18 protein-coding genes are annotated in these 15795 nt (G+C 69.2%); 11 read left to right on the top strand and 7 right to left on the bottom strand.

The window, feature by feature from the left end:
• On the top strand, nucleotides 1-185 hold a 185-nt coding region (locus tag Q0066_RS03380; protein ID WP_298130043.1), incomplete at its 5' end, for a hypothetical protein.
• A gap of 117 nt (nucleotides 186-302) precedes the next feature.
• On the opposite strand, the gene Q0066_RS03375 is transcribed toward Q0066_RS03380, so the two are convergent.
• Both Q0066_RS03375 and Q0066_RS03370 read right to left on the bottom strand, forming a co-directional pair.
• Nucleotides 303-2021 carry a potassium channel protein gene (locus Q0066_RS03375; RefSeq protein WP_298130040.1) on the bottom strand — a complete coding sequence of 573 codons (1719 nt, stop codon included), beginning with the start codon at nucleotides 2019-2021 and terminating at the stop codon, nucleotides 303-305.
• 19 nt (nucleotides 2022-2040) lie between these two features.
• Entirely contained in the window at nucleotides 2041-2421 is a 381-nt protein-coding gene (locus Q0066_RS03370; protein ID WP_298130038.1) for a DUF6394 family protein, read from the bottom strand.
• Nucleotides 2422-2741: 320 nt separating this feature from the next.
• Between Q0066_RS03370 and Q0066_RS03365 the strand changes: the two genes are divergently transcribed.
• From Q0066_RS03365 to pyrE, 3 genes are read left to right on the top strand one after another with little or no spacing between them, the layout of a single operon-like run.
• Nucleotides 2742-3557, top strand: a complete 816-nt coding sequence (locus Q0066_RS03365; RefSeq protein WP_298130037.1) for a fused MFS/spermidine synthase — start codon at nucleotides 2742-2744, stop codon at nucleotides 3555-3557.
• A gap of 51 nt (nucleotides 3558-3608) precedes the next feature.
• Complete coding sequence (locus Q0066_RS03360; RefSeq protein WP_298130034.1) at nucleotides 3609-4307, top strand: sortase; 699 nt, start codon at nucleotides 3609-3611, stop codon at nucleotides 4305-4307.
• 40 nt (nucleotides 4308-4347) lie between these two features.
• The gene (gene pyrE, locus Q0066_RS03355) at nucleotides 4348-4890 is read left to right on the top strand and encodes an orotate phosphoribosyltransferase (RefSeq protein ID WP_298130032.1); all 543 of its coding nucleotides are present in this window, start codon (nucleotides 4348-4350) and stop codon (nucleotides 4888-4890) included.
• A 67-nt stretch (nucleotides 4891-4957) separates the two neighbouring features.
• Here the strand turns inward: pyrE and Q0066_RS03350 are convergent, their stop codons facing one another.
• Genes Q0066_RS03350 through Q0066_RS03340 form a run of 3 tightly spaced genes read right to left on the bottom strand, consistent with a single transcriptional unit; the run spans nucleotide 4958 to nucleotide 7175 of the window.
• Nucleotides 4958-5686, bottom strand: a complete 729-nt coding sequence (locus Q0066_RS03350; RefSeq protein ID WP_298130031.1) for a hypothetical protein — start codon at nucleotides 5684-5686, stop codon at nucleotides 4958-4960.
• Entirely contained in the window at nucleotides 5683-6471 is a 789-nt protein-coding gene (locus tag Q0066_RS03345; protein WP_298130030.1) for a hypothetical protein, read from the bottom strand. Before Q0066_RS03345 ends, Q0066_RS03350 begins: the two co-directional genes overlap by 4 nt.
• The gene (locus Q0066_RS03340; protein WP_298130029.1) at nucleotides 6468-7175 is read right to left on the bottom strand and encodes an ATP-binding cassette domain-containing protein; all 708 of its coding nucleotides are present in this window, start codon (nucleotides 7173-7175) and stop codon (nucleotides 6468-6470) included. The genes Q0066_RS03345 and Q0066_RS03340 overlap by 4 nt, the downstream gene beginning before the upstream one ends.
• A gap of 133 nt (nucleotides 7176-7308) precedes the next feature.
• On the opposite strand from Q0066_RS03340, the gene Q0066_RS03335 reads away from it, so the two are divergent.
• From Q0066_RS03335 to Q0066_RS03325, 3 genes are read left to right on the top strand one after another with little or no spacing between them, the layout of a single operon-like run.
• Nucleotides 7309-8169: a histidine kinase gene (locus Q0066_RS03335; RefSeq protein ID WP_298130028.1), complete on the top strand. Its 861-nt coding sequence runs from the start codon at nucleotides 7309-7311 to the stop codon at nucleotides 8167-8169.
• Nucleotides 8166-8885 carry a response regulator transcription factor gene (locus tag Q0066_RS03330; protein ID WP_298130027.1) on the top strand — a complete coding sequence of 240 codons (720 nt, stop codon included), beginning with the start codon at nucleotides 8166-8168 and terminating at the stop codon, nucleotides 8883-8885. Before Q0066_RS03335 ends, Q0066_RS03330 begins: the two co-directional genes overlap by 4 nt.
• Before the next feature lie 39 nt (nucleotides 8886-8924).
• Nucleotides 8925-9908, top strand: a complete 984-nt coding sequence (locus tag Q0066_RS03325) for a LemA family protein (protein ID WP_298130025.1) — start codon at nucleotides 8925-8927, stop codon at nucleotides 9906-9908.
• 102 nt (nucleotides 9909-10010) lie between these two features.
• Here the strand turns inward: Q0066_RS03325 and Q0066_RS03320 are convergent, their stop codons facing one another.
• On the bottom strand, nucleotides 10011-10712 hold the full coding sequence (locus tag Q0066_RS03320) for a VTT domain-containing protein (protein ID WP_298130023.1): 702 nt from the start codon (nucleotides 10710-10712) through the stop codon (nucleotides 10011-10013).
• A 163-nt stretch (nucleotides 10713-10875) separates the two neighbouring features.
• Here Q0066_RS03320 and Q0066_RS03315 point away from each other — a divergent pair, with 163 nt between their 5' ends.
• From Q0066_RS03315 to fbaA, 3 genes are all read left to right on the top strand, one after another.
• Complete coding sequence (locus tag Q0066_RS03315; RefSeq protein ID WP_298130045.1) at nucleotides 10876-11484, top strand: TrmH family RNA methyltransferase; 609 nt, start codon at nucleotides 10876-10878, stop codon at nucleotides 11482-11484.
• Nucleotides 11485-11586: 102 nt separating this feature from the next.
• Entirely contained in the window at nucleotides 11587-12111 is a 525-nt protein-coding gene (locus Q0066_RS03310; protein WP_298130020.1) for a hypothetical protein, read from the top strand.
• Between the two features lie 143 nt (nucleotides 12112-12254).
• On the top strand, nucleotides 12255-13277 hold the full coding sequence (fbaA, locus tag Q0066_RS03305) for a class II fructose-bisphosphate aldolase (protein WP_298130018.1): 1023 nt from the start codon (nucleotides 12255-12257) through the stop codon (nucleotides 13275-13277).
• A gap of 106 nt (nucleotides 13278-13383) precedes the next feature.
• On the opposite strand, the gene Q0066_RS03300 is transcribed toward fbaA, so the two are convergent.
• Nucleotides 13384-14448 (bottom strand): endonuclease/exonuclease/phosphatase family protein, encoded by a 1065-nt coding sequence (locus Q0066_RS03300; protein ID WP_298130017.1) that lies wholly within the window; start codon nucleotides 14446-14448, stop codon nucleotides 13384-13386.
• 137 nt (nucleotides 14449-14585) lie between these two features.
• Between Q0066_RS03300 and Q0066_RS03295 the strand changes: the two genes are divergently transcribed.
• The coding region (locus Q0066_RS03295; RefSeq protein WP_298130015.1) for a sugar porter family MFS transporter at nucleotides 14586-15795 on the top strand (1210 nt) is incomplete at its 3' end.

Below are 15795 nucleotides of genomic sequence, written 5' to 3'. Positions count from 1 at the left end.
TCGGCGTCCCCACCGTGGCTGTGCTGGTGATCAGCGGTGCGGCAACGGCGTTCGGTCCGGTCGTCTGGGCGGTGTTGCGCCGCCGGTACAGCGGGTCCAGCGGCACCCGGTCTCGGCGGTCCGGCGAGGTCGCCGAACGGGCACCGCGACAACGGACTCCCTGGGGCGCCAGGGACGACCCGTGACACCGCGACGATCGACCGACGGCGCGCGGGTCCGCCAGCAGCGCACGACAATGCGGGGTCAGTAGCGTCCTCGCGGGCCCGACCCGGCTGGCCGAATCCTCGTGGCCTGGATCAGGCTCAGTGCCGGGACAGGAATTTGATCCAGCGCCGCTTCACCCTCCGGCCGAAATGCCAGATCCAGCCGCCGCCACCCTCGCGTCCGGTGCGGACGTAGTGCAGCACGTTGAGGTTGTTCATCAGCAGTTCGATCTTGCGGGCGGCCTCCGGTGAACCGGCGATGAGCAGTTGGTCGCCCACCTCCAGCTGGTAGCCGGTGGTCGGCAGGATCGCGCCACCGTCGCCGCGGGAGACCATCAGCACCAGGGCGTTGGCCGGATTGTCGTGGTCGTAGGGGTCGGTCAGCAGATGGCCGATGTTCACCCAGTGCTCGTCCTCGATCGCCTCGACGACGGCGCCCGCGTGTTCGGAGTCGATGGTGACGCCCCACAGCTCGGGGGTGTAGCCGCCGTTGAGGTACGACAATGCCTCGCTCAGTTCGGCTGCCCACTTCTCGGACGCGCCACGAATCTCCCAGCGGAACCGGTCCAGCAGCGGGGTGGTGATCAGGGCCAGGAACTCGCGGGCGACGATCCGGCTCGGCTGCATGCACTGATCGTCGTGGAAGGCCTCGAACAGGGTGGTGTTGCTGATCTGGTTCTGCCGGGTCACCACGAAGATGTCGGGTTTGAGGTCACGGGCGACCAGCGCGATGGCCAGGTTCTTCAGGTCACTGGCGTTGCCGGCCACGATCCCGACGGCGTCCTCGATGCCGGCCTTCTTCAGGCTGGCCGAGTCGGTGCCGGTGCCCTCGACGTCCACGCCCTCCTCGCCGTAGTGCAGCCGGTCGATCACGGTGACCTGGTTGCCGGCCTTGGTGAGGGCCTCCCGGACGCCGTGCCCGAAGCGGCCGTAGCCGCACATGATCCAGTGCCCGCGTGGCGGATGGTGGCGTTCGGGCAGGTCGTCGCCGGGGAACCCGGTCAGGATCTGGCCGAGCCGGTACCGCTCGGGACGGGCGACCGCGAGCGCCAGGTAGGTGGAGAACCGTTCGAACGGGTTGATCACCATGTCGCCGCCGAAGGCGCCCATGGTGTGGTCGGTGTGCGGGTCGCCGACCCGTGCCATCACCGGCAGGCCGGGACGCAACAGCCGGGCGGTGACCGCGATCGCCCGGTTGGCGATGTCGTCGGCGGCCAGTGCCATCACCCCGCGACAGTGCGGTGACATCAGCCCGGCCCCGATCAGATTGGCCGGCTGAGAGGCGTCCGCGACCACCGTCGGGGGGTCGGCATGGAACTCCTCCAGTTTGATCTGGTCGATCCGGACGGCGTCGGAGTCCACCACCACGAACCGCATGCCCAGCCGGTCCAGGCCGTGACAGACCAGGGTTCCGGTCTCGCCGACACCGCAGACGATGTAGAACGGCTCACGCAGCCGGCGGATCCGACGCGCGTACCGGCCCCGCCGCAGTGCGTTCTGGAACGCGGGTTCCTGCAACAATCCGACGACGGTGGCGACGGCGTAGGACCAGCCCGCCACCGTCATGTAGATCGCCACGATCATCCACATCCGTTGCGGCCCCGAATAGGGGTTCGGCAATTCGCCGAAGCCGATGGTGGTGCCGGTGTAGCTGATCACGTAGAAGGCGTTGAACAACCCCATCCCCGGGGTCGGGTTTCCGGCGTCATCGACCCCCGGTACGACCGCCAGCCCGAAGACACTGATCGTGTAGACGCTGATCACCAGTACCAGCGGCACACGCATGCGCCGCAGGAACAGATAGGTGACGTTGTTCATCGAAGCGCCGCCGGGCCGCCTAGCGGCGGGCGGTGATGATCTCGGAGATCATCAGCGCGACCGAGACCAGGTTGGCCAGCAGCGCGCCCGCCGACATCGACACCACCGTCGCCATCTCCGAAGGGGTGACGCCGGCCGGTGAGGTGGCCGCCCAGCTCCAGACGATTGCGGCGGCGATCAGCTGGACGTCTGCGACCAGCGAGGTGGCCAGGTGGACGGCGCCCAGCTGTGTCCGGTCGCCGAACTTGAGCACGGTGGCGATCAGGCTGACCACGATCGCCGCGGCGAGTTCCCACACATTGTGGAACTCGATCTTGTCCATGTCCCCGGTCCAGAAGCCGAAGTTCAGCGCGGCCGCCAATGTGATGAAGAAGCCGAAGATGACCTTTTCCGAGTTCATGCACCCTCCTGAAGCTCGCCCATACTCTAGGCCCGCCGCCCCCATATCCCGCCAGGGGCGGCTTCGCCTCGCCGTGGCGTCCCCCAGCTGTGGCTGGAGCTGGTCGCAATTGGTCGCATTGCGCACGTCGGAAATCGGGAGCGTCGGATAAGGACCGGGATCGGGAACGGCTGTCCGTGCCCGATCCCGATCGTCGTTTCTTGGCACTGAAGCTGCTGCCCCGGCCACACTGGGGTCATGGACCTGGTGACCATCCCGCGCGCCGATGTATCGCGGCACGGCACGGGCAAGCTCGTCGCCGGACTGATCGTGACCGTCCGGTGACCGGGCGCCTCGAACCCGACCGGGAGGTGCGCGGCGCGTTCCTGGTGCGCAGCGGCTCCACCCAGCAGTCCTGGGTGGATCCCGATGATCCGCTCCGGCTGGAGTTCGAGTACGTCCAGCGGATCGCCGAGGCGCTGCAGGCGACCGTGCTGCGGCGGCCCTCGGGCGTCCGGTTGCGGGCGGTGCATCTGGGTGGTGGCGGGATGACCCTGCCCCGCTGGCTGGCGGCGGTCCGTCCGGGCACGGCGCAGATCGTCTGCGAACCGGACGCCGACCTGCTCGACGAGGTGCGACGCAAGTTGCCGCTCGGCAGGCATGCCGGCATCAAGGTGCGCACCACCGACGGCCGCAGCGGGCTGGCGGCGATGCCCGCCGACTACGCCGATGCGCTGATCGTGGACGCCTTCGACGGCCTGCACGTGCCGGGCTCGCTGGCCACCGCGGAGTTCTTCGCCGACGCCGGCCGGGTGCTGCGCCCCGACGGGGTGGTGCTGATGAACCTCGCCGATCAGGCGCCGTTCGGCTGGGCGCGGAGGTGTCTGGCCGGCGCCGCGCGCAGCTTTCCGCACCTGCTGGTGACCGCTGAGTCGGCGGTGTGGAAGGGACGCCGCTACGGCAACCTGGTTGCCCTCGGTTCACGGGCGCCGCTGCCACTGGCCGCGTTGGAGGAGGTGACCCGGCACGCCCTGTTCGGTTACCGGTCCCTCACCGGAGCGGGTTTGCGCCGCTGGCTCGGCACCGCTGAGCCCTTCGCGGACGCCGACCCACAGGATTCCCCAGGTCCGGCGAACGGACGCGGCTGGTTCAGCTGACCACCCGATCCAGCCGCCGCAACCCGTTGTCGGCCGGTGCACAATAGGGCGATGAGCAGTACCACGGCGACACCCTCCGCCGGACTGCCCGAGAAGCCCACGCCGAAACCGCGTCGGCGCTGGGGCCTGACCGTCATCGGCGCGACGCTGCTGATCGCCGGCCTGGGCCTGCTCGGCTTCTATCTCTGGGACGCCTACCTCAACCCTGTGATGGACACCAAAGCGGCCCAACAGCAGGTCGACGAGGTGAAGAAGGGGTGGGCTGCCGGCCGCACCCCGGCGTCCACGATTCCCGGCAATGCGGTCGGGCTGCTGCGGATTCCCGAGTTCGGGCCTGACTTCGAGGTCGCGGTGATGACCGGCACCACCCCCTATGCGTTGAGCGTGGGGGTCGGCTGGTTCGAGAACACCGCGGCGCCCGGACAGGTCGGCAACTTCGCCGTCGCCGGCCATCGTGGGGCGTCCGGACCGTTCGTGCCGCTGCTCGACCTGAAGCCGGGTGCCCGGATCATCGTGGAGACCAGGGACGCCACCTACATCTATGCGCTGACCAGCTCGGCCGCCGACCTGACCGTCGACAAGAGGGAGACCTGGGTGGTCAATCCGGTGCCGGAGCCGCCGGGAGTCGAACCCGTCGAGCCGAAGCAGCCCACCAAGCGGTTGATCACCCTGATCACCTGCCGGAACTTCTTCCACTCACCGGAACGCTCGGTGGCCTTCGGCGAACTCATCGAGACCATCAAGAAGTGAGGCGCTCAGCACCCTCTGGCGGGGCACTAGGGTGGCGGCCATGTCGGATCGTTCTGAGCTGATCGAGCACATCAAGCAACTCGCCGTCGTGCACGGCAAGGTCACCCTCACCTCGGGCAAGGAGGCCGACTACTACGTCGACATGCGCCGGGTCACGCTGGACGGCGTGGCCGCCCCGCTGGTCGGACGGGTGATGAACGACCTGGTCGCCGACTGGGACTTCGACGTGGTGGGCGGCATGACGATGGGCGCCGATCCGGTGGCCACCTCGATGCTGCACGCCGCGGCCGCCGCCGGTGGCCGGCTGGACGCCATCGTCGTCCGCAAGCAGGCGAAGGCGCACGGCATGCAGCGCCGGATCGAGGGCGCCGCGGTCAACGGACGCCGGGTCCTGGTCGTCGAGGACACCTCCACCACCGGCGGCTCGCCGCTGGAAGCCATCGAGGCCGTCCGTTCCGAGGGCGGCGAGGTGGTCGGCGTGGCGGTGATCGTCGACCGGGCCACCGGTGCCGCCGAGGTGATCGAAGCGGCCGGCGTCCCGTACCGCTACGCCGTGGGTCTGGCCGACCTGGAGCTGGCCTGAGCCCTGGTGCCCAACGTCCCCACCGCTGGTTGAGCTTGTCGAAACCTCGAATGGCGCGGCAGGAGTGTCAGGCGTCGCGACGGACGAACCGGAGCGCGGCGATGCCGCCGATCGCCATGACCCAGCCCAGCGCGACCAGTGATCCGGTGCCGGGGGTGAGGACGGCGTCCGTGGCGGCGTAGAGCTGCTGGGCGGCCCGGTCGGGCAGCCAGCGGGCGTGCTCGCTCTGCGCCGCGAGCAACGGCGACGCGATCATCACCACCGAGAGCGTGGTGACCAATGTGGGCACCAGGTGGTGCACCAGCAGCGCGACCCCGGCCGCCAGCAGCCCCATCAGCAGTAGGTAACCGACCGCGCCCACCAATGACCCCAGACCGACGTCACCCTCCGGGATGCCGTGCGCGCGCAGGGTGATCGCGCCGGCGGCCCAGGTGACGGCCACCGTCCCGGCGGCGGTCAGCCCCGCAGCCACCAGGGTGGCGATCGTCTTGGCCACCAGCAGCCGCGGACGGCGCGGCATCGCCGCCAGGGTGCTGCGGATCTGACTCCCGGCGTATTCGTGGGTGAACGGCCACGCCCCCACGACCAGCATTCCGGCCTGCAGATAGGGCACCGTGGCGAGGGTCGCCTCCGTGGCGGTGAGCGCAACGCGGCCGGCGACGGCAGCGGCAGCGAAAGCCGATCCGAGCGCGGCACCGGCCACGATCGTCCCCGCTAGCGCCAGCAGCATCGCGGGCAGCGTCCGCAACTTGTCGAGTTCAGCGGCGACGGCGCTGCCCAGCCCCGGCGCGGTCATGCGTCCCTCCTGCGCAGCACGGCGCCGGCAACCAGCAGCAACGCCACCGTCCAGGCGGCCATCACCCAGGCGCCCGGGACGGCGTCCAGCCCACCGTCGACGGTGTCGATGCCGGTGAACAGCCGGCGTCCGGCCAGGTCGGGCAGCCAGTGCGCCAGCGAGGTCAGGTTGGTCAGCAGCAGCGAGAACGACACCAGCGAGTTGTTCATGATTAGCACGATCAGCGGCACCGTCGCGCTGCGGGTGAGCGTGGTGATGGCCAGCGCCATCAGCCCGGTCAGCGTCCAGTACAGCGTTCCGCCCAGGCAGCGGACGACCGCCTCGGCGACGGAGACGCTCTCCACCGCGAACTCGCCGACGATCAGCCGGGCGACGCCGATGCTGACCGGCAGCGTCACCGCGGCGATCCCCACCACCAGCAGCACCACCGCGACCGCCTTCGCACTCAACAGCCCGATCCGCTGGGGGAGCGCGGTCAGTGTGGTGCCGATCTGTCGGCCGCCGCCAGCGTCCGGGCTGTTCGGGGTGTACTCGCTGCCGATCGCGATCACCCCCAGCACCACCGCCCCCACCGTGCCGAGCGGCATCGCCGCGAACGCCGTCTCGAACGGGGACGCGCTGGCGATCAACTCCGGTTGTCCGGAGGCGAGCGCGCGCCGTGCCGTCATCGCGTTCAGCACGGTGAGCGCTATCGAGCCCAGCATGGCCACCGCGATGCCGGCCCGCCCGCCGGGCAGGGTGAGGCACTTGGACAGCTCGGCGGACACTGCCCGGATCAACCTCATCGGGACGCCTCGGCGTCGGTCAGCGCGAAGAAGGCGTCCTCCAGGTCGGCGTAACCGCTGGTCACCTCGTCCAGCGGGCCGGACGCGACGATCCGGCCGCCGGCGATCATCACGATGTCGTCGGCGAGACCGGCCACCTCGCTCATCAGGTGACTGGACAGCAGCACCGTGCCGCCGGCGTCCGCATGCCCACGCAGCAGCCCACGGATCCACCGGATGCCCTCCGGGTCCAGCCCGTTGACCGGCTCGTCCAGCACCAGCACCTCGGGTTCACCGAGCAGAGCAGCGGCCAGCCCGAGGCGTTGCCCCATGCCCAGCGAATAGCTGCCGACCCGCGCCCGGGCATGGTCGGTGAGGCCGACGCGGTCCAGCACCTCGGCGATCCGGTGACCTCCGATCCCGTTGCTGCGCGCCACCCAGGCCAGGTGGGCGCGTGCGGTCCGCGAGCGGTGCGCACCCGAGCCGTCCAGCATCGAACCGACGGTGCGCAGCGGGGCGGCGAGTTCGGAGTAGCGGCGTCCGGCGACCAGCGCGTGACCGCCGTCGGCCCGGTCGAGCCCCACCAGGATGCGCAGGGTGGACGACTTGCCGGCACCGTTGGGGCCGAGGAAGGCGGTGACCCGGCCGGGTGCGGCCTGGAACCCGACCCGGTCGAGGACGGTGCGGGCGCCGTGCCGTTTGACGAGTTGTTCGATGTCGATCATGTCCACCCACCCCACCGGACGCCGCGCCGGTAGACATCGACCCCGAGCCGGGTCCTGGTCGCGCGCCTCCGACCCCGGTCCCTCCGACCTCGGGCCGATGCGCCGGCCAGGGAGCGTTCCTAGACTCACTGCAATGCAGACCGCCGACCGCCCCGTGCTGCGCTCCCGCGGCTGGCTGGTCGCCGGCGCCACCCTGGCGGCACTGCTGCTGGTGATCTCGACCGTGGGGGTGGATCAACCCGTGCTGGCCACCGCGGCCGCTGCGGTGGCAGTCGTGGTCGCCGTGCTCGTGCTGGCCTGGGCGGCACTCCACGAACGGCGGCAGCGCCGCGAATACGAGAACGAGCTGACCGCCTGGGCTGCCGAGCGGGCCGTCCAGTCCGAACGGTTGCGGATCGCGCGTGACCTGCACGACCTGGCCTCGCACGGGCTCGGCCTGATCACCCTGCGCGCCGCGGCCGCGCGGCGTACCCACGGCCCGGACGCCGACGCCGAGCGTGGCGCCGCGCTCGCCGACATCGAGCGAGCCGGACGGGACGCCACCACCGAACTACGCCGGATGCTCACGGTGCTGCGTGAACCCGGCAGCGATGCGCCGTTGCGGCCCGCCGAAACCATGGCGGACCTACCGGCGATCGTCGCCGCAGCGTCGCGAGTAGGGGTCGTCGCGACCCTGGACGCCGTCCCGGACGCCCCGGTCTCGGCCGGCGTCCAGCTCACCGTCTGCGCCGTCGTCCGCGAATGCCTGGCCAACACCGCCCGGCACGCCGGTCCGGTCCCGGCCCGGGTCGAGGTTCGGCGTGAAGGCGACACGGTCGTGGTCGGCGCCGAGGACGACGGTCCCGCGGCGGGTTGGCGCCCCCACCGGGGCGCCGGCCGCGGACTGTCGGGTCTGCGTGAGCGGGTCACCGCCCTGGGCGGCACCCTCGCCATCGACAGCCTGGGGCGAGGTTTCCGGGTCGAGGCCCGCCTACCCGATCGGGAGACGCCATGACCCCGGTGACGGTGCTGATCGCCGACGATCAGCCGCTGATCCGGCACAGCCTGCGGACGATCCTTCGCGACGCCGGGCTCGCGGTGGTCGCCGAGGCCGCTACCGGCACCGAAGCTGTCGCCGAAACCGTCCGGACCAGGCCCGATGTCGTGCTGATGGACATCCGGATGCCCGGTGGGGACGGGCTGGAAGCTACCCGGCGGATCGTCGCCGACCCCACGCTCGCTGACACCCGCGTCCTGGTGTTGAGCATGTTCGACCTGGACGACTATGTGCTCACCGCACTGCGTCACGGTGCCAGCGGCTTCCTGCTCAAGGACGCCGAGCCGGCCCGCCTGGTGGATGCCGTGCTGCGTACCCACGCGGGGGAGTCGTTGTTCGCGCCGGCCATCCTGACCCGGCTGATCGGCCACTATCTCGACCGGGTCGCCCACGCCCGGCCACGCCGTCCGGCCCTCCTCACCGAGCGTGAGACCGAGGTGCTCACCCTGGTCGGACGAGGCCTGTCGAACCAGGAGATCGCCGGCACGCTGGTGATCTCGATGGGCACCGTCAAGACCCACATCGGGAACCTGCTCGCCAAGCTCGCCGCCCGGGACCGGGCCCAACTGGTCATCGCCGCCTACGACCACGGACTGGTCGCCGCCCGCAGCGACCGCGAGGCACGGGCAGAGGGTGACGGGTTCCGCAACCGCTGCGCGCCCGGCAGCCGTTAGGCTGGACCGCGCACCCCGTCCACGACAAGGAGTTCGCCCATGAGTGGCATTTTGTGGTTCCTGGTGATCTTGGTGATCATCGCGGTGCTGGTCGGCCTGTACGCCGTGTCGTTGTACAACGGCTTCCAGCGCGACCGGAACATGATCCAGGAATCCTGGCGTCAGATCGACGTCGAGTTGAACCGGCGCTACGACCTCATTCCGCGTCTGGTGGAGACCGTCCGGGCCTACGCGGCCCACGAGCGGAACACGCTCGAAGGCGTGACCCGGATGCGCAACCAGGCCGCCGCGCTCGCCCAGCAGGGCGGCACCGCCGAACAGCGGGCGGTCGCCGAGGCGCAGCTGTCCGAAGCCGTCCACAACCTGATCGTCAGCGTCGAGGCCTACCCGCAGCTGCAGAGCAACCAGAACTTCCTCGAGTTGCAGCGCGAACTGGTGGACACCGAGGACCGGATCGCCGCCGGGCGTCGCTTCTACAACGCCAACGTCCGCAACTACAACACCAAGGTCGACTCGTTCCCGTCGAACATCCTGGCCGGCATGTTCAAGTTCGAGAAGGCCACCTATTTCGAGGTGAACGACGCCGAGGTGCGACGTGCGCCTGACGTCAACTTCGGCGAGATCAGCTACCGCGGCGAGTCGCCGCAGTCGTCCGAGCCCACCAATGCCCAACTCAATGCGGCGCCGCAGTCGTCCAGCGACCTGCCGAACCCGCAGGCGTACCAGGGCCAGAACTACTCGGCCCCCTCGCCGGGCCAGTTCGGCGGACAGCAGCCGCAATACCAGCAGCAGCCGCAGCAGTACGGCCAGCCGCCGCAGGGCCAGCAGTACCAGCAGCAGCCCCCGCAGTACGGGCAGGGTCAGCAGCCCACTCAGCCGCAGCAGTACGGCCAGCCGCAACAGGGCCAGCAGTACCCGCCGCAGCAGGGTCAGCAGTATCCGCAGCAGGATCAGCCGCCGCCCTACCAGCCGCCGCAGCAGAACGGTCCGTCCCAGGGTGGTTACACGCCGCCCCAGTCCTGACCTGCGAGCAAGCAGATGGCCCCCGGTTCGTGAACCGGGGGCCATTGCTATCGGCGGGTCATCGGTCGACCATCAGCGCTGGTCGAGGGTGCCGAGGCCCGATCACTCGGACGAGGAGGTCGCCTCCGCCTTCAGCTTGCGGCGCTCACGCAGGTACTCGAAGACCATCGGCAGCACCGAGATCAGCACGATGATGACCAGCACCAACTCCAGGTTGGTGTGGATGAACGGCAGGTTGCCCATGAAGTAGCCGAGCACCGTGATGCCGACCGCCCAGACCACGGCGCCGACGCCCGTCCAGGTGATGAACTTGCGGAAGTCCATCCGGCCGATGCCGGCGATCAGCGTGATGAACGTCCGGGCGAACGGCACGAAGCGGGCCAGCACCAGGGCACGCGGGCCGTAGCGCTCCATCAGTTCGTGGGTCTGATCAACCCGCTTGGGGTCGAAGATCCGGCCCCAGAAGCCCTCACGGGGCTTGAAGATCGCCGGGCCGATCCACTTGCCGACGAAGTAGCCGAACACGTTGCCGAGGACCGCGGCGATCATCAGGATCACGCACGAGACGAGCAGCACCATCGGCTGGCTCATCCCGGCGAAGGTGATCGACGGCGGATCCATCGCGATGAACATGCCGACGGTGAACAGCAACGAATCGCCGGGCAGGATCGGGAAGATCGAGCACTCGATGATGAGGACCAGGGCCACGCCCCACAGGGCCCAGTTGCCCAGGGCGTGGATGAGGTATTCGGGGTCCATCCAGTCGGGTAGCAGCAGTGGCGCGAGCAAAGGAAGCAGGGTCACGATGATCGAGGCTACCTTGGGCTCCGTGGAGGCAGAAAACGAGCGACCGCCAGATTTCATGAAAGGCGTGCTCGCCGACGGCACGGACGTCGCGGAAATCGCCCGGAGATCCGGCTCGGATCCGGCCACCGCTCCGGGTGCGGCGGATCCGACCGCCCCCACCGTGGGGGTGGGTCCGCATCCGCACCCCTGGCCGGAGGATCCGCGCCTCGATCCGGCGCTGCTCGCCGAGGGTGACCGCCGCAATGTGGTCGATCACTACCGGTACTGGCGGCTGGAGGCGATCGTGGCCGACCTCGACACCCGTCGGCACCCGTTGCATGTGGCGATCCAGAACTGGGAGCACGACTTCAACATCGGCTCCATGGTCCGGACGGCGAACGCGTTCAATGTGGCCGCGGTGCACATTCTCGGACGCCGGCGCTGGAACCGGCGAGGAGCGATGGTGACCGACCGCTACCTGCACGTCGAGCACCACCCGGACGTGCCGAGCTTCCTGGACGCGCTGGCCGCCGCCGATGTCGTCCCGGTCGGCGTGGACAACCTGCCCGGATCGGTGCCGCTGGAACGCACCGAACTGCCCCAGCGCTGCTGCCTGGTCTTCGGCTCCGAGGGCCCCGGCCTGACCGAGGAGGTGGTCGCCGGCTGCGCCTCGCTGGTCTCGATCACCCAGTACGGCTCGACCAGGTCGCTGAACGCCGGTGCCGCCGCCGCGATCGCCATGTACCACTGGGCCTCCCGTTGGGCCGGCCCGGCCCGGACTGCCCGGTAAAACCCTCCCTAACTACCTGCGCCCTCCCACATGCGGGAGGGCGCAGGTAGTTAGGGAGGGCCCTGGGGGACGGGGGTCCCGGCCCCCACTACGATGGCGGCTGTGAACGGCGGCGGGGAGTACGTGGTGTATTACGCACCGGAGGCTGCCCAGGCGGCTGTCGCCCGCCGGCGTTCGATGCTGATCCAGCGGTTGATCTCGACGGCGGTCTCGGTGGCCATCGGCGGAGCCGTCTGGTATTTCTTCGCCGATCAGGTCGGCTCGTTCGGTCCTTGGCTGATCGGCTCGGCGCTGGCCATCGGGCTGGTCTGGGTGATCGTCACCGGCACCGGCCTGCGGCAGGCCCGGGCCGACGCCAAACTGGTCACTCCCGGACCGGCCTTCGCCACCACCCGTGACGGCGTCTGGGTGGCCGGGCTGTGGCTGCCCTGGCCCGAGGTGGGTGCCTTTCGCGCCGCTCCCGGCCGGCTCGGACGCTCACCGCTGTTGCGCGTGGAGGCCCGCGACGGACGCTCCGCCACGGTGCCGATGAACTACCTGAGCGCGCTGCCGGCGAACATCGATTCGGCGGTGCGGGCGCTCTCCGGCGGCCGCTCCTGGATCGATCTGTCCAGACTGGACGACTGACCCGCGCCGGGCGCCGGACAACTGGCGTCCGCAGCTTGCCGAAACAGGTCGCGCGGACCCCCGTAGTTTGCAAGACTGGCCTGGTCCTTCGTAGGCGTCACCGTTGATGGTGGCGCCCCGAGAACCCCGTGAGGAGCGCAGGAATGCCCATCGCAACACCCGAGAAGTACGCCGAGATGCTGGACGCCGCGAAGGCCGGATCGTTCGCTTTCCCGGCGATCAACATCACCTCGTCGCAGTCCATCAACGCCGCTCTGGCGGGCTTCGCCGCCGCCGGTTCCGACGGCATCATCCAGGTCAGCACCGGTGGTGCCGAATACGGGTCCGGTTCGACCATCAAGCACATGGTCACCGGCGCCGTCGCACTGGCCGAGTACGCCCAGGTGGTGGCCAAGAACTACCCGGTGAACATCGTGCTGCACACCGATCACTGCCAGAAGGAGAAGCTCGACACCTACGTCAAGCCGCTCATCGCCATCTCGCAGGAGCGCGTCGACCGTGGCCTCGAGCCGCTGTTCCAGTCGCACATGTGGGACGGCTCCGCAGTGCCGATGGAAGAGAACCTGCAGATCGCCGATGAGCTGCTCGCCCTCACCTCGAAGGCTCGCCAGATCCTCGAGATCGAGGTCGGCGTGGTCGGTGGCGAAGAGGACGGCGTCGCCGCCGAGATCAACGACAAGCTCTACACCACCGTCGAGGACGGCCTGCGCACCATCGAGGTCCTCGGCTTGGGCGAGAAGGGCCGCTACATCACCGCGCTGACCTTCGGCAACGTGCACGGCGTGTACAAGCCGGGCTCGGTCAAGCTGCGTCCCGAGGTGCTCAAGGAGATCCAGGACGCCGTCGGCGCCAAGTACGGCAAGGACCGTCCGTTCGACCTGGTCTTCCATGGCGGCTCGGGTTCGACCCCGCAGGAGATCAGCGACGCGGTCGACTACGGCGTCGTCAAGATGAACGTCGACACCGACACCCAGTACGCGTTCACCCGCCCGGTGGCCGGCTGGATGCTCAGCAACTACGACGGCGTGCTGAAGGTCGACGGCGACGTCGGCAACAAGAAGATGTACGACCCGCGCGCCTGGGGCAAGGCGGCCGAGGCCGGCATGGCCGCTCGCGTGGTCGAGGCCTGCGAGAACCTGCGCTCGGCCGGTAAGACCATCGGCTGATCAAGCGATCTTCTCGACGATGCCCGGGCCTGCGTGCCCGGGCATCGTTGCGTTGTCGTCGGTTGAGCTGCTCGAACCGTTGCCGGAGAGGAGGGTCCGTGCGTGCTCAGGTTGGCGAGAACCGGACGCGGGCCAGCACGGGGCAGTGATCCGAGGGCACCGGACCGTCGGCGAAGAACGGGTAGCGACGGCCGTCCGACAGCTTCAGCCGGCGTATCCCGGGGCCGGTGTAGGTCTGCCGCTCGAGCACGGTCGCGCCCGGACGCACCCACAGGTAGTCGACGTTCTTGCCGCTGGTCGAGATCAGCCGGTAGTGCCAACTGCCGGCCACGGTCGCCCCGAAGGCGTTGTGGGTGCTGACCCCGCGGACGGCCGAGGTGTCGCGGCGGGCGATCCGGGCCGAGTCGCGCCAGCCGTCCGCCTGCAGCTTGCGCAGATGATCGGAGTAGACCGGACGCCGCTCGTCGGCCCGGGCGTTGAAGTCCCCGGCCAGCACGGCCGGCGTCCGGTAGCCGGGATCCGCGTGCCGCATGGTGTCGATCAGCCGGCTCACCGTGGCGGACCGGATGCGGGCGATCTCGATGGTCTGGAACGGTGCCAGGTGAGTGTTGAACGCGATCAGTTCGCGTCCGGTGGCGCGGTGCCGCAGCTTCGCCCACGTGCAGTACCGCTGCCACGGTGACGTCTGGCTGCCGGGATAGATCTCGGTGACCCCGGAGTCGCGCAACTCCAGCATCGACTCGCGGAACATGATCGGCAGGAAGTGGTCGATGTGAGCCCAGCCACGATCGGGCAGCATGTCCACCATCAGATTGGACGGCCGGCCCGCGGCGTCCCGGGTGCCGAGCGCCTCCTGGAAGCACACCACATCGGCGTCGGTTGCCTGGAGCCACTGCTGGACGCGCGGTGCCCGCGTCGCCCAGAGATGATCCTGGCGCGGCATCGACGAGCCGTACCAGTCGGGACCCAGCCCCTGGGTCATCACATTCCACGACATCAGCCGCAGCGTGAACGGTCCTCCGGACGGCGCTCGCGCCGGTGAGGAGGGAACCGGGGGCACCGGCGAGGGTGAATCGGTGGGTGAGCCCGGCGGGGTGGCGGCACAGCCGGTGACCGCGGCCGTGGCTCCGCCCAGCAGGGCAGCGGCGAGCAGCGTGCGGCGTCCGATCACCGGACAACGATAGTCACAGTGGGTTTTGGCCGGATTGGAATGCCGTTGGTTGTGGTTTCGAGTGGGGTGGTGTGGGTTCGAAATGTCGGCGCCGCAATCCCGTTACTTCGCCGACGCGTACCCTTAGCATGTCGCGCATGAGACCCCTCGTGATACGAAGTGCGCTGGTCGCCTCGATCGGTGGCCTGGTCTTCGGATTTGATACCGCAGTCATTTCCGGAACCACTGAGCAACTGAAGTCCTATTTCCAACTGTCCGACGCTTACCTCGGTTGGGCCGTGGGTATGGCCCTGCTGGGCACCATCCTCGGCGCCCTGACCGCCGGCAAGCCTGCCGACCGCTACGGCCGCAAGCCGGTGCTGTTCGTGATCGGCATCCTCTACCTGGCGGGCGCCCTCGGTTCGGCGTTCGCCCACGACATCATCACCCTGGAGATCTTCCGGTTCCTGGGTGGCATCGGCGTCGGTGCGGCGTCGGTGTGTGCGCCGATCTACACCGCCGAGATCGCCCCCGCGAAGGTCCGCGGACGCCTGGTCGGCCTGGTGCAGTTCAACATCGTGCTCGGCATCCTGCTGGCCTACCTGTCGAACACCATCGTCCGCGCTGTCGTCAACGACGAGACCAGCGACTGGCGCTGGATGTTCGGCGTCATGGCCATCCCCGCCGCGATCTTCCTGATCATGCTCTTCTCGGTTCCCGAGACCCCGCGCTGGCTGATGGCCAACGGCCAGGAGCAGGCCGGTCGCGACGTCATCGCCAAGCTGACCACCAGCAAGGAAGAGGCCGACTTCCAGATCCAGGAGATCGACTCCTCGCTGGCCGCCGCCGAGAACGCGCCGAAGGTGCCGTTCTTCACCAAGAGCCATGCCAAGGTCATCATGCTGGCCTTCATGATCGCCATGTTCAACCAGATGTCGGGCATCAACGCGATCCTGTACTACGCCCCGGTCGTCATGGTGAAGGCCGGCGCCTCCACCGATGCCGCCTTCCAGATGAGCATCGCGGTCGGCTTCATGAACCTGGTCGCAACGATGGCCGCACTGACCGTGATCGACCGGATCGGCCGCAAGAAGCTGATGATCATCGGCTCGATCGGCTACATCGTCAGCCTGGGCTTCATGTCCGCGCTGATGTTCTACTACGAGCAGGCCCTCGGCGGCGCGTTCGACTCCCAGTCCAGCTTCCTGGTCCTGGGCGGCCTGCTGGTCTTCATCGCCGCTCACGCCTTCGGTCAGGGCGCGGTGATCTGGGTGTTCATCTCCGAGATCTTCCCGAACCGCATCCGTGGCCGTGGCCAGTCCTTCGGCTCGCTGACCCACTGGGTGTTCGCCTGGCTGACCTCGACCT

The sequence above is a fragment of the Micropruina sp. genome, from assembly GCF_027492755.1.
Lineage (GTDB): Bacteria > Actinomycetota > Actinomycetes > Propionibacteriales > Propionibacteriaceae > Micropruina.
Note: the sequence above shows the minus strand (reverse complement) of the source record. Positions and strands in the feature narration are given on the sequence as shown.

Excerpts from the sequence above, each read along its gene's own strand:
- Q0066_RS03375 (WP_298130040.1), bottom strand. The coding sequence starts at position 2,021 with ATGAACAACGTCACCTATCTGTTCCTGCGGCGCATGCGTGTGCCGCTG.
- Q0066_RS03370 (WP_298130038.1), bottom strand. The coding sequence starts at position 2,421 with ATGAACTCGGAAAAGGTCATCTTCGGCTTCTTCATCACATTGGCGGCC.
- Q0066_RS03360 (WP_298130034.1), top strand. The coding sequence starts at position 3,609 with ATGAGCAGTACCACGGCGACACCCTCCGCCGGACTGCCCGAGAAGCCC.
- pyrE (WP_298130032.1), top strand. The coding sequence starts at position 4,348 with ATGTCGGATCGTTCTGAGCTGATCGAGCACATCAAGCAACTCGCCGTC.
- Q0066_RS03350 (WP_298130031.1), bottom strand. The coding sequence starts at position 5,686 with ATGACCGCGCCGGGGCTGGGCAGCGCCGTCGCCGCTGAACTCGACAAG.
- Q0066_RS03345 (WP_298130030.1), bottom strand. The coding sequence starts at position 6,471 with ATGAGGTTGATCCGGGCAGTGTCCGCCGAGCTGTCCAAGTGCCTCACC.
- Q0066_RS03340 (WP_298130029.1), bottom strand. The coding sequence starts at position 7,175 with ATGATCGACATCGAACAACTCGTCAAACGGCACGGCGCCCGCACCGTC.
- Q0066_RS03335 (WP_298130028.1), top strand. The coding sequence starts at position 7,309 with ATGCAGACCGCCGACCGCCCCGTGCTGCGCTCCCGCGGCTGGCTGGTC.
- Q0066_RS03330 (WP_298130027.1), top strand. The coding sequence starts at position 8,166 with ATGACCCCGGTGACGGTGCTGATCGCCGACGATCAGCCGCTGATCCGG.
- Q0066_RS03325 (WP_298130025.1), top strand. The coding sequence starts at position 8,925 with ATGAGTGGCATTTTGTGGTTCCTGGTGATCTTGGTGATCATCGCGGTG.
- fbaA (WP_298130018.1), top strand. The coding sequence starts at position 12,255 with ATGCCCATCGCAACACCCGAGAAGTACGCCGAGATGCTGGACGCCGCG.